We start from the raw sequence: 15,362 nt of genomic DNA on the forward strand, positions 1-15,362 counted from the left end.
TTGGCTTAGAAATGAATGGAAATTGCGAAAATTCGGCTAGGTGATATACATTTTTGCATGAACTGGCAGAGCATCACCTTTGACTGGAACCAGGCCCGCGCCTTTCTCGTCACCGCCGAGGAAGGTTCGCTTTCGGCCGCCGCCCGGGCGCTTGGCCTTACCCAGCCCACCTTGAGCCGGCAGGTCGCCGCGCTTGAGGACCGGCTTGGCGTCACGTTGTTCGAGCGGATCTCCAAAAGGGTGGTCCTGACGGAGGCAGGCGTGGAACTTGCCGAGCATGTCCGCGCCATGGGGGAAGCTGCCAGCCGCGTCTCGCTGGCCGCATCCGGCAAGTCACAGCAGGTGGAAGGCCTGGTGACGGTCTCGGCCACGGACCTGATGGCCGCCCATGTCCTGCCCGACATCCTGAAGGACCTGCGAACCAGGGCGCCCGGTGTCGAGGTGAAGGTGTTGTGCACCAACAGTCTCAGCGACCTGCGCCGCCGCGAGGCGGATATTGCCATCCGCCACGTGGAGCCCGATCACCCGGACCTTTACGCCCGCAAGCTGCGCGAGGCCCCGGCGCGGATCTTTTGCGCAAGATCGCTGGTGGAAAGGTTCGGCAGGCCGCTCACCAGGGACGACGCGCCGGACCTGGACTTCATCGGCTTCGATAACAACGAGGAACTGGTCGGATACCTGCGCGCCTTCGGGCTAAAGGTCAGCCCGGCCAATATCCGCCTCGGCTCGCCCAGCGGCGTCGTTGCCTGGGAGTTCGTCCGTCAAGGCATGGGCCTCTCCATCATGGCCGACGAGATCGCCGCCCGCTTCCCGGACATCGTGCCGGCTTTCACGGATGTCGACCCGGTGAGTTTCCCGATCTGGCTTGTCACGCATCGGGAGCTGCACACCAGCCGCAGGATCCGGGTGGTGTTCGATCATCTGGCGGAGGGGTTGCTAGGGGTACCGGTCAGGTGTCCGACGGGACAATAGGCCGGATATCGCATTTCCTTTGAGAAGCAAGGCATACACTTTTCGCCACGGCATCTCTGCAAATGGCGACGTCACCCCGGGCGACCAAAGGGAGACCCGGGGCCTACCCGTTTCCAGAGCACAGGTTTAACGCGCAAGCACCGCGAAACATCTCATCCGGTTCAGCAAGCCAATTTGCGAGTGGGCTCCGGATCTGCGCTTCGCTTGTCCGGGGCGACACAAAGACCGAATCTGCGAACCGGATTTGTGTGAAAGCGGGAGCGACAGAACGGTTACGTCCCCTAACCCAGCATCCAGTTGAGAACCAGCCGCCAGTCGGTCATGCGGATCGGCGTGCCGTGTGTGCCGGTGTCGAAGAGGGTGAACCGGATCGGGTAGTTCGGTGCCTTCGACTTGATCTGCTTGAAGAAATTCGCCTGATCTTCCCAATTGTAGACCGTGTCGAGCGTGCCTTGGCCCATATAGATGGGCACGTTGCGCGACAGGGCGCTTGAGCCAAGGAAGTTCGGGTCCTTGGGCGAGCCGAGCAGGACAATGCCGGAGATCATGCTGGCGTAGTTGCCGTTCTTCAGGAGGTTCCAGCAGATGATGCCGCCCATGGAGCCGCAGGCGACCACCACCTTCGCACGGGGCGAAAGCTGCTTCTGGTACTGAATCAGCGCGGCAACATCCGCCGTGCCGCGATTGTCGAAATCCTTGATGTCGATGGTGAGATAGGCCCCGCCATTGCGCACCATCAGGTTCTGCACCCGGTTGAAATTGCCGCCGAAGGAAACGTCGTTCATTCCCTGAAAGCGGTTGCCGCCCTGACCGTGAATGTAGATGACGATGGCTTTCGCCCCGCCATTCCAGTTGCCGGTCCCCATATATTCGATCAAGCGGCCGTTGGCCTTCAGCTCCGCACTGCCGCGGCCGCGCTTGGGCTTGTAGGAAACGTAGTTGCCGAAGACCCGCTGCTCGTCCACCTCGTCCCGGTCACGCAGGTCGCGCTGCTTGGAATACTCGACGACGGTAAAGTCGCCATTATAAAGCGTCTCGGTCACCTTCTTGTAGCGGAAGAGCCCGTCCTTGTAGGGTTTCAGCGCCTCGGCACCGGCGGTGCCTGTCAGAACGCCCTGCCCGGCAAAGGCCACCAACGCGCCCAAAAGGAAGGTGCGGGTCGGGTGAAGCTTGAAAAACCGGTGCAGCATCGGGCGTCCCTTGTCGGCGCAAATCAGTGGTCGGATCTCGGGCCTAGCCTACGTGGCGTCCCGCATGCATGCAATCGGAGGCCATTCACTTTCGGGATCTGTCCCCGGCTCGGACCCTGCCTCTCGGGCCCCGCCTCCCTGCCCCGTCCCGCGCCAACGACCCGGCGCGGATCCGTTTGGCGGAAGAGGGCCCGTCCGTCCCTGGCCATCTGTTTTGCTTACCCTTGCAAATTGTACCAAGACGTTTTTCGCTTTCTTATCCACAAACCCTAACGGATGCTGAATAACCTTCTCCCAAATTGCGAATTTAAGACTTTGGTAACCATAAAAATCCAAGACTGCCAGTCAGATAGGTCCGCAAGAGATCTTTCCAAAGACAATGCTCGGCTAGGTCAGGAGAACCCAGATGCCAGTCATTTCCTTCGCAAACGCCAAGGGCGGCGCCGGAAAAACAACGGCGGCCTTGCTGCTGGCGACAGAAGTCGCGGCACGGGGCAAGCGCGTCACCATTTTTGATGCCGATCCGCAGAAATGGATTTCCAGATGGGCCGACCTGCCGCGGCGCAGCCCGGGCATCAATGTCATCAGCGAAATCATGCCGGCCTCGATCACCGAGCAGATCACGCTTGCCGCCGAGACGTCCGACTATGTCATCGTCGACCTAGAAGGCACTGAGAACCTGATCGTCGCAAACGCGCTGTCGGTGTCCGACCTGGTGGTGGTACCTATCCAGGGTTCGTCCATGGATGCACGCGGCGGCGCCAAGATCCTCACCCTGATCAAGAAGCTGGAAAAGATCGTCCGCCACGACATCAAGCACTGCGTCGTCCTGACCCGCACCAATGCGGCGGTGACCACCCGTGCCATGAAGGCGGTGCAGGATTTCCTGGCCGCGCAGAATATCGACGTTCTGATGACGCCGATCGTCGAGCGCGCCGCCTTCCGCGATCTCTTCGAATTCGGCGGCGGCCTCTCCGGCCTCGACCCCTCGCTGGTGTCCGGCGTCGCCAAGGCCCGCGAGAACGCCTCGCTTTATGCCGCGGAAGTCCTGGAACGGGCAATCACCGTGCCGAAGAAGCGCTGGTATAACGTCTTCAAGCGGGCGAGTTGAGAGCTTATCCCTGCGTTTTCTGCAAGCCGGGCTCTGCCCGGCTTTTGCATTTCAGATCACTCCTCCCCTTCGTCATCCCGGACGGAGCGCAGCGAAGATCCGGGACCGGGGTGCCCGTGCATTTTGTTGAAGTTCTTCAAAATGGCCCCTGTGCTTCCCGGTTATCCTTGCTTCCCCCTCATCCTGAGGAGGACCGTAAGGTCCGTCTCGAAGGATGGGCGGCATATTCAGAACAAGCGGCCCATCCTTCGAGACAGCGCTTACGCGCTTCCTCAGGATGAGGTTGCATTATTTTTAGCGTGCCGCTCGGCAGGCCACTCCTCCCCTCCATCCCGCGATAGCCCGGCCTCGCGAAGCGCGCTATGGTGGTGGCGACTCACGAAAACTGCCGCCATGCCGTTGATCCCATGGGAGGAATTCATGTCCGTGACCCGTCTGCGTGCTGTTCTTGCCGGTACCGCCTGCCTGCTTGTCGCTGCCTGTTACGGCGAGGACGGCAACGTCGCCCTCGGCACGCTTGAGAGGGACCGCGTGGCGCTGACGGCGACGGCCAACGAGGTGCTGGTCGAACTGCCAGTTCCGCAGGGCACTTTTGTCAAGAAGGGCACCGTGCTGGCGCAGCTCGATCCGGCAGAACAGCAGGCCGTCGTCGCCCAGGCCAAGGCGGAAGTACAGAAGGCCAAGGCCAATCTGGTGAAGCTTGAAAACGGCGCGCGCGAAGAGGAAATCGCCAAGGCGCGCGCTACGGTTGCCGGTGCCAAGGCTGAACTGGAGGACGCAGACGCTTCCTTCAAGCGCTACAATGACTTGACAGGCCGCGGCACCACCAGCCAGGCCCAGCTCGACAGCGCAAGGGCAACGCGCGACGCCGCAGACGCAACGCTCAAGAGCGCCGAAGAGGACCTGAAGGAACTTGTCGCCGGCACGCGGCAGGAGGATCTCGACATTGCCAAGGCGGAACTTGCCGCGGCAACGGCAAGCCTGGAAACCCAGGAGAAGATCCTCTCCGATCTGACCATTACGGCATCCCGCGACGGCAGGCTCGACAACCTGCCCTGGAACCTCGGCGAGCGGGTGACTGTCGGCAGCCCGGTCGTGGTGATGCTGGCAGGCGACGCGCCCTATGCCAGGGTCTACGTACCGGAACCGCACCGGGTGAAGGTCAAGCAGGGCGACAGGCTGGAAGTGCGGATCGACGGCCTCGACAAGCCGATCGAGGGCACGGTGCGCTGGATCAGTTCCGAGGCCTCCTTCACGCCCTACTACGCCCTAAACCAGACCGAACGGGCGCGGCTGATGTATGTGGCCGAAGTCCAGCTGCCGGAAAGTGCCAGGGATCTTCCAAACGGCGTTCCGGCCCAGGTCGTCCTGCCGTGAGCGAAGCCGACATCGTCATTCGCGCCGAAGGTCTCGTCAAAAGCTTCAAGGGCTTCCGGGCGGTCGACGGGCTGGATCTCACAATCGAGCGCGGCATGATCTACGGCTTTCTCGGCCCCAACGGCTGCGGCAAGACCACCGCCATGCGCATGCTGACCGGATTGCTGACACCGACCGAGGGTACGGTGGAGGTGCTCGGGCTTTCCGTCCCCAAGGATGCGGAGACGCTGAAATACAGGATCGGCTACATGACCCAGACCTTCTCGCTCTATGGCGACCTGACGGTCCGGGAAAACCTCAACTTCATGGCGACGATCTACGGTCTGTCCGGCAAGAAACGGCGCCGGCGCATCGGCGAGGTGATGGAACTCTACGAACTGACCAGCCTGGGCGACCGCTTCGCCGGCAAGATGTCCGGCGGCCAGCGCCAGCGCCTGGCGCTTGCAACTGCCGTCCTGCACGAGCCGCAGCTTCTGTTTCTCGACGAGCCGACATCGGCGGTCGATCCGGAATCCCGGCGAAACTTCTGGGAACAGTTATTCGATCTCGTCGACGGCGGCACGTCCATTGTCGTGACGACCCATTTCATGGACGAGGCGGAACGCTGCCACAAGATCGCGATCCTCGAGGCAGGCCAGAAACGCGCTGACGGCAGGCCGAAGGAGTTGATGGCCGCGATGGGCGCCAATGTGGTGGAGATCGAGGGACCGAACCTGCGCGACATCCGCCGCCATCTCCTCGGCATGGACGGCATAATGGCGGCAGCCCAGCTCGGCGCTCGGCTGCGCGTGCTGATCAAGGAGGAGATCCCCGATCCGGAGACATTCCTCCGCCAGAAGCCCGAGACCGACGGCGCGACCCTGATCGAGCAGGTACGGCCGAACCTTGAGGACGTCTTCGTGACGGCAACGGGAGAAGGACGCCAATGATCAGACCGCTCTCCCGCATCGCCGCCATCTTCGGCAAGGAGCTCAACCAACTTCGCCGCGACCGGATGACCTTCGGCATGGTCATCATGATCCCGCTTATCCAGCTGATCCTCTTCGGCTATGCCATTAACACCAATATCCGTGACATACCGGTCGCCGTGGTCGACCACAGCCAGACGGGCCTCAGCCGCATCCTGATCCAGATGGTGGAGGCGACCCGTGTGGTGAAAGTGACAGAGCGTCTGACAGATGCCAAGGAAGCGGAAGCGGCCATCAAGGCTGCGCGGGTCCGCGCGGTCTTCATCCTGCCCGACGATCTTGCCCAGCGTGTTGCCCGTTCTCCCGCTGCCGGCCTCGGCACTCCCCCCTCGACCGACGAGGAAACCAGCCGGCCGGTGGCCCAATGGGTCGTCGACGGTTCCGATACGATGATCGCCGGCGCCATCAAGAGCCTGCGCAACATGCCGCTCGCCGAACTCAACCGGCAGTCGCCCAACCGCTCCACGCCGACCTTCGAGGTCGCCCTCTTCTTCAACCCGGAGCAGCGCACGGCCATCAACATCGTGCCCGGCCTTGTCGGCATCATCCTCACCATGACCATGATCATGTTCACGTCGGCGGCGATCGTGCGCGAGCGCGAACGCGGCAACATGGAAATGCTGATCAACACACCGGTCCGGCCGATCGAGCTGATGATCGGCAAGATCATTCCCTATATCTTCATCGGCCTGCTGCAGACCGTGATCATCCTCGGTCTCGGCCATCTGCTTTTCAATGTGCCCTTCGGCGACAGGATACTGGATCTCTTCGTCGGCACGCTGCTTTTCATCGGTGCCAGCCTGTCGCTCGGGCTGGTGCTGTCGACCATCGCCCAGAGCCAGTTGCAGGCAACACAGATGACGGTCTTCGTCCTGCTGCCGTCGATCCTGCTCTCGGGCTTCATGTTTCCCTACGAAGGCATGCCGGTGATCGCGCAGTATATCGCCGAAGCTTTCCCGGCGACCCATTTCATGCGGATGATCCGTGGCTTCGTCCTGCGCGATGCCAGCCTTGCCGACCTTTACCGCGACGTCTTCTGGATGTGCGGCTTCTTCGTCATCGGCATGATCGTCGCCGCTTTCCGCTTCAAGAAGCGGCTGGATTAGACCAAACAAACCCTCATCCTGAGGAGGGTCGTCAGACCCGTCTCGAAGGATGGGCCGCTTGCTCCTGAGCTTGTGGCCCATCCTTCGAGACAGCGCTGACGCGCTTCCTCAGAATGAGGCGGAGTGTGTTTCAGGTTGCGGAGTACTGGTGGCCTGAATGCACCCTCACCTACTTCGGCTGCGGACCCGTGTCGAAGCGCGGGTTGGCGGTTTTCAGGACCGGGGTCTGGCTGGAGACGTTCTGGCGGCTCTCGCGCCAGACGACGAAGATGCCGGAGAGGATGATCACCGAGGAGCCGATGCCGACATAGATGTCCGGTGTCTCGGCAAAGAACAGCACGCCGAAGAAGCTCGCCCACAGGATCTGGCTGTATTGCAGCGGCGCGACGACGGCGGCGGGAGCGGCCTTGTAGGCGGTGATCGTCAGGAACTGGGCAATCACCGACAGGAAGCCGATCGCCGCCATCAGTGCAAGATGGGTCAGGTCCACCGGCAGATAGACGACCGGCAGGGTCAGCGACATTGCCGCCATCGACAGGATCATCGGGTAGAGGATCAGGACCGCCGGTCGCTCCTGTCCGCCGAGCTTGCGCACCAGAATGGTCGAGAGCGCATTGGCGAAAGCCGCCGTCAGAGCTGCGCCGTGGCCGAGGGTAAGCTCGGTCACACCCGGCCTTAAAACGATTAGAACGCCGATGAGACCGACGATCACGGCAGCCCACCTCTGTGCCCTCACCTTTTCGCCGAGCAGCGGCACGGACAGCGCCGTAATTAGCAGCGGCATGGTGAAGAGCAGCGCGTAGACCTCCGCAAGCGGCAGCACGACGAAAGCGTAGAAACCGCAGGACATGGCGATGATGGCAAGACCGCCGCGCAGCAGCACCAGCCAGGGGTGGCGCGGCCGGAAATTGTCGACAGCCTTGTCCGCCAGCATCATCAGCGCCATCGGCACGAAGGCAAAGAGCATGGAAAAGAAGATGATCTGGAAGACAGAATAGTGGCTGCCCAGCGACTTGATGATGGCGTCGTGCGAAGAAAACAGTGCGAAGGCAAGGAGCGCGGCGGCAAGTCCCTTGAGCGTTGCTGACATGGCAGGCCTTCTTCGGTTCACGATGAGGCTGCGTGCGGGCGAGCCCCGAATGGCAAGGAGTGGTGGCGTCGAAGCCGTGGCCGTTCGCACGCCGGGAGCACACCGGTTCCAGGCAGAACCCGCTCTGGATTCTTGTTAGCAGAAACTATTTGGTCCCCAAAGGGGTATAGATACGCTTTAAAGATCTATTTTTCGGCCATCGGCAGAAAAATGCCCGCTCGAAATTACTTCAGGCGAAGACCCGTGTCAGCGTGGCCAGGGCCATCGCTGTCGCAGCGCGCTTCGGACCGGCAAATTCCGACGTGGCCCCGCCGGGAACGATCAGGTCTATGCGGTTGAGGTCGGTTGCTTCCAGATGATCGAGATCAGCGGATTTCGCGGCCGCTTCGGCAGAGAGACGGATTTCGTCCAGCATGCGCACCAGACCCTGCCAGATCTCCAACGGCGGCGCTTCGCTCGTGCTGCACCAGCGAATAATTTCGTCTTCCGATACGTTCAGAGCAGCAGCAGCCTCGGCATGATCGAGGCCAAGATAGCGCACCATATCACTGAAATTACTCATTCTTTTCCCCAAGACGCAAAGCGCCCCTGACACCCGGATTTCTCATTTTGCACTGCAATATGGCAAAAATCCAGTCCTTGACTGCAATGTAGTTAACTCATGACCCGGCAAAATTCCCGATATCCGGTCGCGGCAGGCGATTCTTGCAGGCGGACTCCGTAATTCTGGCAGGAGTAGCAGACCCCGGTCGTCCAATGACCTAGGTTGAGAAGCCAATTATCTGAAATATCTGGTGAAAATTGATATCGGTGGAAAACGGCGGCCTGCCTGATTGTCCGGTTCGGTTAATGATAGGTTTACCCGACCAAATCAACCTGACGTGAATTGCCGCCGGACCTCGATGAAGTTCAAGGGAAAATCCTTTATTGCGATCGTTCTGAGCCCCGAACCGCCTTTTAATGCGTGGTTCAGGGAAATCGACCGGATCATCGAACGTTCGCCGGGATTTTTCATCGACCGGCCGATCATACTCGATGTGCGCGGCAGCAAGATTCCGATCGAAGACCTGGAAGAGGTTCTGGCAAAGCTCTCGGAACGGTCCATCCGGGTGATGGGCATCGACGGCGTCGCCGGTACCCGCCTCAAGGCGGGCATGCCACCGAGCTTCTCCGGCGGGCGGCTGACCTCGGATGTCGACGTGCCGACACCAGCCTCTGACGATAGCACGACGGGCAGCGACGGCGGCAAGGCCTCCTCCCGGAACGAAGGCCAGGCCGGCAAGGCCGCGCCGGAACCGAAGACGAAATCCAAGAAAGTCAATGGTGGCAATGGTTCGGAAAAAGCCGTGGCGACTGCCATGCCAAGCAGCATTGCCAGCGGCTCATCAATCGTCATCACCGAACCCGTGCGGTCCGGCCAGAGCATCCTGCATCCGGACGGGGACGTCACGGTGATCGGCTCGGTAAGCTCGGGCGCCGAAATCATCGCCGGCGGCTCGATCCATATCTACGGAGCCCTGCGCGGCCGTGCCCTGGCCGGTGTCGCCGGCAAGGACAGTGCCCGCATTTTCTGCTCCAAGCTCGATGCCGAGCTGGTCTCCATCAACGGCCTCTACAAGGTCGCGGACGACTTCGACGGCGCCTTGCGCAATTCACCGGCGCAGATCCGTTTCGAAAACGAGACGCTGGTCTTTGAAGAACTGAATTAACCGAAGTGCCGGTTGCCAGGAGCAGCCGGCCGAACAACAACAACAGGACGAACACCATGAGCAACGCCACCGTCGTTGTGGTCACGTCAGGCAAGGGCGGCGTGGGCAAAACCACCACCACCGCCGCAATCGCCTCGGCACTTGCCAAAGAAGGTTACCAGGTCTGCGCCATTGACTTCGATGTCGGGCTGCGCAACCTGGACCTGATCATGGGCGCCGAACGCCGCGTCGTGTTCGATCTGGTCAACGTGGTGCGCGGAGAAGCCTCGATCAAACAGGCACTCGTGCGCGACAAGAAGCTGAACAACCTCTACCTGCTGCCCGCCTCCCAGACCCGGGATAAGGACGCGCTGACCGAAGAGGGGGTTGCCAGCGTCATCAGCGAATTGCGCATGTATTTCGACTGGGTCATCTGCGACAGCCCGGCCGGCATCGAGCGCGGCGCGACACTGGCCATGCGCTATGCGGACGAGGCGATCATCGTTTCCAACCCGGAAGTCTCCTCCGTGCGCGATTGCGACCGCATCATCGGCCTGCTCGACGCCAAGACCAAGGTTGCCGAAGACGGCGGCCGCATGCCCAAGCACCTGATGATCACCCGCTACGACACCGAGCGCGCCAAGACCGGCGACATGCTGGCGACCGATGACGTGGTCGACATCCTGTCCGTGCCGCTGATAGGCGTGGTGCCGGAAAGCAAGGACGTTCTGAAAGCGTCCAACGTCGGCCTGCCGATCACGCTGTCGGACGAGAACTCGCCGGCCGCCAAGGCCTATATGGAGGCCACCCGCCGGCTTCTCGGCGAAAATATTCCGGTCACGATACCCGAAGAAAAGAAGGGCCTGTTCGGCAAGCTCTTCAGGGGGAGGGCCGCATGAACATCCTGAGCTTCTTTGGCAAAAGGGGCGAAAGCGCCTCGGTTGCCAAGAACCGGCTGCAGATCCTGCTGGCCCATGAAAGGGCAGATGACGGCTCCGACGCGCTGCTGATCTCCAGCCTCAGGGAAGACATTCTCGCCGTAGTCGCCAAGCGCGTCGCTATCGACCCGGACTCCGTCCGTCTCGAAATGGACCGCACCGGTGACGTCACGACCCTCGGCATCGACATCGAATTGCCGAGCGCAAAGGCGTCGTGATCCGCAAGACAATTCTGAAACGAGAAACCGGCCCCTGCGGCCGGTTTTCTTTTGCAAAGCCGCTGGAATCACCCCGGCTGCGCCGCGGACTGGATCGGTACATGGCGGAAGTCCAGCAGGTCCGCGGAATAGACGGCAACCTGTCCCCTGCCCCGGCGTTTGGCGGAATAGAGCGCCACGTCCGCCTGGCGCAGCAGTTCCGAGGGATTGTGGGAAAAGGCGATGCCGACGCTGGCGCCAAAGGAATAGGTGGCCCCTTCCAGGTTCACCGGCCGGCTCAGTTGCTCGACGATCACCCTGCCCACCGACAGGACCTTGTCGCGTTTCGCCCGGCCGAAGACAATGACGAACTCATCGCCGCCAAGCCGGATGACCGTGTCGTCGGCATTCGCCAGTCCGCTCAAGGCTTCCGCCACATGCAGGAGCACGAGGTCGCCGGTCTCATGGCCATAGGTGTCGTTGATCTCCTTGAACCGGTCGAGATCGACATAAAGCAGCGCGTGGCCGTCGGCCAGCGGCTGACGGCCCTGCAGTTCCGCCAGACGCTCGTCCAGAAGGCGCCGGTTGCCAAGGCCGGTGAGCGGATCGCTTCTGGCCTGGTTGGCAAGCAGTTCCCGCACCCGCTCGGCCTGATGCTTGGCGTCGGCGAGCGCCCGTACGGTCTCCGTGGCGCGGCGAAAGAACATGCGCGCAGCGAAAAACATGCCGAGATAGACGATCAGCACCCCAAGAACCAGAAGCGGCAGCAGCCGGAAGCCCGCCAGTTCCGGATCCCAGACGAAATACCCGATCCGGGTCTTGTCGAATGTTTCGATCTCATAGCCCGCCTGCCAGAAAGCCGGCGGGATCGCCGACAGCCTGAGGCCTGGGAGATGATATTTCTCCGCCATTTCAGCCAGGATTTGCTCATCAACCGGTCTGGCGAACACCAGCACGTGGTCGGTGCTCTTCTCGCTGTCCTCGTCATAGGACGTCATCAGGACCGCACTGGCGAGATAAAGCTTCGCAATGCCGCCGATGAGGCCCGTTGCCGGCACGGGGGCTTCGTCCGGTTCCGTCTTGCGGGCCCGGGCAACCAGCACATCCACCGAGGGCCCATAGCGATCCAGAATGTCGGCCTCGGCAACCTGCCCGTTCACGACATGCAGTTTCTGCAGATTGTCGCCGTCCAGCAGGTGCACACCTTCGATCTGCAGCTCTTGCTGCATGTAGTCGACGAAGGTCTCTTTCACCCAGGCCATGTCGAACCCGTCAACGAGGTTGAGGACCGATTCGTTCCAATAGCCGTATTCCAGCGTGATATCGGCCAGATGATCCGAACGGTCGCCAAGCATCGCCGTGAAGATTTGCTCGGAGGACTTGATGGAATTGCGATCGAGCGTTACCGACAGGAACGAGACAAACGCCATCAGGCTCACCGCGCCAATGATGACGGTCGCCCAGAATGGTTTTGACAATCGCCGGATTTCCACCGCTTGCGCTTCACCCTTGGCCCTTGGAAGCTGTGACGGTGAACCCTGTCCGGCAGGCTCATAACGCACTTGCACGTTTATTCTCTCAGCCGCGTTCCCGCTATTAGTGTCAGTATTACAGCAGCCAAAATTATCGTAGGTAAGCCTTTACACTCTATCAACACTACAAACATCAATCAAATTCGACACTTAGGCAACTTCCCATCAGTTGTCCCCGGGAGGGTTACCTCCTAATTACTTTTAGAAACAAACAAATTTCGATCACATCGGGTTTCCCCGGCATTATTATCAAGACGACAGCCGGAAACGGAGCGGAAACGCAGGGTTCTTTCAGGTGCTGTCAAAGCGTCAAATGCGGGCATTTGAATGCGGTGTCGCTCACGCAGAGCACAGAGGGACCAATTACCGAGACGGGCGCGTCACGCCTCGTAGACGATCTCACGCGTTTCGCGGAACTTCACGTCCGGGAATTTCTCGGTGATGTGGCCGACTTCCCAGGCGTTCTTGAACAGGAACACCGGCTTGTCGTCGCGGTCGTTGGCGATCGAGAAGCGATGGCCTTCCAGCATCTTCTGCAGGGTCAGGTTGTCGGTCTCGATCCAGCGGGCGGTCGTATAAGGCACGGCCTCGAAGCCGATCTCCGTGCCGTATTCGGCCTTGAGCCGGTCAACCACGACATCGAGCTGCAGGGCGCCGACGACACCGACGATCCAGTTGGAGCCGAGATCCGGCTTGAAGATCTGGACGAGGCCTTCTTCGGCCAGATCCTGCAGACCCTGGCGCATCTGCTTGACGCGCATGGTGTCGGACAGGCGCACGCGGCGCAGGATTTCCGGCGCGAAGGCCGGGAGGCCCGTGACGTGGATGTTCTCGCCCTCGGTCAGGGTGTCGCCGACGCGCAGCTGACCGTGGTTGGGCACACCGATGACGTCGCCCGGATAGGCAAGGTCGGCAATTTCGCGCTCCTCGGCGAAGAAGAAGATCGGCGCGGAGACGGCAATCTGCTTGTCGGCGCGCACGTGTTTCAGCTTCATGCCGCGCTTGAAGGTGCCCGAACACAGGCGCACGAAGGCGATGCGGTCGCGGTGCTTGGGATCCATGTTGGCCTGCACCTTGAAGACGAAGCCGGTGACCTTGTCTTCCTGCGGCATGATGGTGCGCCCGCCGGTCGCCGGCTGGGAATGGGGCGGCGGCGCGAAGTCGGCGATGAAGTCGAGCACTTCCTCGACGCCATAGTCGCGCAGGGCAGAGCCGAAGAAGACCGGCGTCAGATGGCCTTCCAGGAAGCTTTCCCGGTCGAATTCGGCATAGCCTTCCGAACCGAGCTCCACGTTTTCGGTCAGCTCATCCATGATCCGGTCGAAGACGGTGCCGGTCAGGATCTCGTCGTCGAGGCCGGAGACATCCTTGGTCTGCGTGAAAGCCCCGCCCCGCTCGCCGCTGGAGGTGTGGAACTTCTTCTTCTGCCAGTCATAGACGCCAAAGAAGTCGGAGCCCATGCCGACAGGCCACGTCTGCGGAGAAACGTCCAGCGCCAGGGCTTCCTGCACCTCGTCCAGGATCTCCAGGGCATGGCGGCCTTCGCGGTCGATCTTGTTGACGAAGGTGATGATCGGAATATCGCGCAGGCGGCAGACCTCGAAGAGCTTGCGCGTCTGGGTTTCGATGCCCTTGGCGGCATCGATCACCATGATGGCCGCGTCGACGGCGGTCAGCGTGCGGTAGGTGTCTTCGGAGAAGTCCTCATGGCCGGGCGTATCGAGCAGGTTATAGACGATGCCCTTGCGCTCGAAAGTCATGACGGAGGACGAGACGGAGATGCCGCGTTCCTGCTCGATCTTCATCCAGTCCGACCGGGCACGGCGGCGTTCGCCGCGGGCGCGCACCTGACCTGCGGCGCGGATGGCACCGCCCGACAAAAGCAGCTTTTCCGTCAGGGTCGTCTTGCCGGCGTCCGGGTGGGAAATGATCGCGAAGGTGCGCCGGGTCTTGTAGGGCGCCATGCCGTTGAGGCCAGTCATTCAAATCTCCTGATCCCAAATCCGGCGGGGCCGCGCGAACGCGCCGGAGAACCGGGGCGCAGCCTGTCACTTGAGAGCCGGACGGATTGATATTTCGTTGGCGCAAGGTCATAGAGAGAATTCCGCTAAATTTCCAGCACAGAATCGCTGGCTTCCCCCACAGCCCGAGGAGAGACCCGTGAGCCGCAGCAAATGCCTGATCGTCGGCCTCCTGATGATTGCCGCGACCGCCGCCATTCTCCTCGCCATGGGGAGGATCCCGATCTGCGATTGCGGTTATGTGCTTTTCTGGACGCCTGCCAGCGACGTTGCGGGCTCCTCACAGCATATCGCCGACTGGTACACGCCCTCGCATATCATCCACGGTTTCCTGTTCTACCTGTTCCTGTGGCTCGTCTTCCGGCGGTCGTCGGTCTGCGAGCGGGCGCTCGGGGCGATCTTCATCGAGGCGGCGTGGGAGATCCTCGAGAACAGCCCATGGATCATCGACCGCTACCGCGAGGCAACCATCGCCGTCGGCTACACCGGCGACAGCGTGCTCAACTCCGTGTTCGACATCCTGTGGATGCTGGCAGGCTTCTTCTTTGCCTGGCGCATGCCAGTCTGGGTCACGGTGCTGGTCGGGATCGTCTTCGAGCTTCTGGCGCTCTGGGTGATCCGGGACAACCTCACCCTGAACGTGCTGATGCTGGTCTATCCGGTAGAGGCGGTAAAAGTCTGGCAAGGCGGTTAAGCGCGACGGCTTGGCAGACCGACTCGCGCCAGCCGAGCCGTTGCACCAGCGCGTCGGCCTCCTCAAACGTGATTGCCATGGTTTCCTCAAGGGCCAAGGGGTGACCGGCGAGCCCACATTCATCCGTCATTCGAACAAGAGTGTCGCCGCCAGGTTAGGTCACTAAACCTGTCCAAATTACCTAGGCAACAGCCCCGAAACGGTCATGATCCCGGCATACTGGCGCCACAGACCGGCGTCACGGTCGGACTATCCGCAATTTCCCTTAAAAATTGCATACAAAAAAAACTCTCCCAAAAATTGAACTTGCCTCGCTCCAGCCGCGGTGCAATCATCGATATATGTTACCTGAGTACAATTACTAATGATTGTATCAGCAGGCGTATCGGTAACAGTGACGGTTTTCACGAGCTTTGCCGTCGAAAACGGCGGCGGAGGCAAAGCCGGGTGCCAGCCCGGCTGCATCAGACCCTGCAGA

The 15,362-nt window shown here is 61.1% G+C and carries 14 protein-coding genes; 9 read left to right on the forward strand and 5 right to left on the reverse strand.

The annotated features are described in order from the left end of the window. Positions 1-57 precede the first annotated feature (57 nt). Positions 58-972, forward strand: a complete 915-nt coding sequence (locus ACX3M4_RS09025; RefSeq protein ID WP_459358249.1) for a LysR family transcriptional regulator — start codon at positions 58-60, stop codon at positions 970-972. A gap of 281 nt (positions 973-1,253) precedes the next feature. Here ACX3M4_RS09025 and ACX3M4_RS09030 read toward each other — a convergent pair whose 3' ends face one another. Beyond that, on the reverse strand, positions 1,254-2,162 hold the full coding sequence (locus tag ACX3M4_RS09030; protein ID WP_459358250.1) for an alpha/beta hydrolase: 909 nt from the start codon (positions 2,160-2,162) through the stop codon (positions 1,254-1,256). A 406-nt stretch (positions 2,163-2,568) separates the two neighbouring features. On the opposite strand from ACX3M4_RS09030, the gene ACX3M4_RS09035 reads away from it, so the two are divergent. From ACX3M4_RS09035 to ACX3M4_RS09050, 4 genes are all read left to right on the forward strand, one after another. Further along, entirely contained in the window at positions 2,569-3,273 is a 705-nt protein-coding gene (locus tag ACX3M4_RS09035; protein ID WP_459358251.1) for an AAA family ATPase, read from the forward strand. A gap of 420 nt (positions 3,274-3,693) precedes the next feature. Then, entirely contained in the window at positions 3,694-4,650 is a 957-nt protein-coding gene (locus tag ACX3M4_RS09040; RefSeq protein ID WP_459358252.1) for an HlyD family secretion protein, read from the forward strand. Continuing rightward, positions 4,647-5,579 carry an ABC transporter ATP-binding protein gene (locus tag ACX3M4_RS09045; RefSeq protein ID WP_459358253.1) on the forward strand — a complete coding sequence of 311 codons (933 nt, stop codon included), beginning with the start codon at positions 4,647-4,649 and terminating at the stop codon, positions 5,577-5,579. Before ACX3M4_RS09040 ends, ACX3M4_RS09045 begins: the two co-directional genes overlap by 4 nt. Further along, positions 5,576-6,724: an ABC transporter permease gene (locus ACX3M4_RS09050; RefSeq protein WP_459358254.1), complete on the forward strand. Its 1,149-nt coding sequence runs from the start codon at positions 5,576-5,578 to the stop codon at positions 6,722-6,724. Before ACX3M4_RS09045 ends, ACX3M4_RS09050 begins: the two co-directional genes overlap by 4 nt. Positions 6,725-6,893: 169 nt before the next feature. Here the strand turns inward: ACX3M4_RS09050 and ACX3M4_RS09055 are convergent, their stop codons facing one another. Then, complete coding sequence (locus tag ACX3M4_RS09055; RefSeq protein WP_459358255.1) at positions 6,894-7,814, reverse strand: DMT family transporter; 921 nt, start codon at positions 7,812-7,814, stop codon at positions 6,894-6,896. Between the two features lie 229 nt (positions 7,815-8,043). Next, complete coding sequence (locus ACX3M4_RS09060; RefSeq protein WP_459358256.1) at positions 8,044-8,376, reverse strand: hypothetical protein; 333 nt, start codon at positions 8,374-8,376, stop codon at positions 8,044-8,046. A 340-nt stretch (positions 8,377-8,716) separates the two neighbouring features. On the opposite strand from ACX3M4_RS09060, the gene minC reads away from it, so the two are divergent. The 3 genes from minC to minE are packed head-to-tail and all read left to right on the forward strand — an operon-like array spanning position 8,717 to position 10,658. Further along, positions 8,717-9,523 (forward strand): septum site-determining protein MinC, encoded by an 807-nt coding sequence (minC, locus tag ACX3M4_RS09065; protein WP_459358257.1) that lies wholly within the window; start codon positions 8,717-8,719, stop codon positions 9,521-9,523. Positions 9,524-9,579: 56 nt separating this feature from the next. Next, positions 9,580-10,401: a septum site-determining protein MinD gene (minD, locus tag ACX3M4_RS09070; protein WP_459358258.1), complete on the forward strand. Its 822-nt coding sequence runs from the start codon at positions 9,580-9,582 to the stop codon at positions 10,399-10,401. Next, on the forward strand, positions 10,398-10,658 hold the full coding sequence (minE, locus tag ACX3M4_RS09075; protein ID WP_459358259.1) for a cell division topological specificity factor MinE: 261 nt from the start codon (positions 10,398-10,400) through the stop codon (positions 10,656-10,658). The genes minD and minE overlap by 4 nt, the downstream gene beginning before the upstream one ends. Positions 10,659-10,726: 68 nt before the next feature. On the opposite strand, the gene ACX3M4_RS09080 is transcribed toward minE, so the two are convergent. Further along, positions 10,727-12,115: a diguanylate cyclase domain-containing protein gene (locus tag ACX3M4_RS09080; RefSeq protein WP_459358260.1), complete on the reverse strand. Its 1,389-nt coding sequence runs from the start codon at positions 12,113-12,115 to the stop codon at positions 10,727-10,729. A gap of 434 nt (positions 12,116-12,549) precedes the next feature. Next, positions 12,550-14,151: a peptide chain release factor 3 gene (locus tag ACX3M4_RS09085; RefSeq protein WP_459358261.1), complete on the reverse strand. Its 1,602-nt coding sequence runs from the start codon at positions 14,149-14,151 to the stop codon at positions 12,550-12,552. A gap of 178 nt (positions 14,152-14,329) precedes the next feature. Between ACX3M4_RS09085 and ACX3M4_RS09090 the strand changes: the two genes are divergently transcribed. After that, a complete protein-coding gene (locus ACX3M4_RS09090) occupies positions 14,330-14,884 on the forward strand; it encodes a DUF2585 domain-containing protein (protein ID WP_459358262.1) in 555 nt (184 codons plus the stop codon). Positions 14,885-15,362: the final 478 nt, after the last annotated feature.

The sequence above is a fragment of the Roseibium sp. M-1 genome (genome assembly GCF_054515675.1).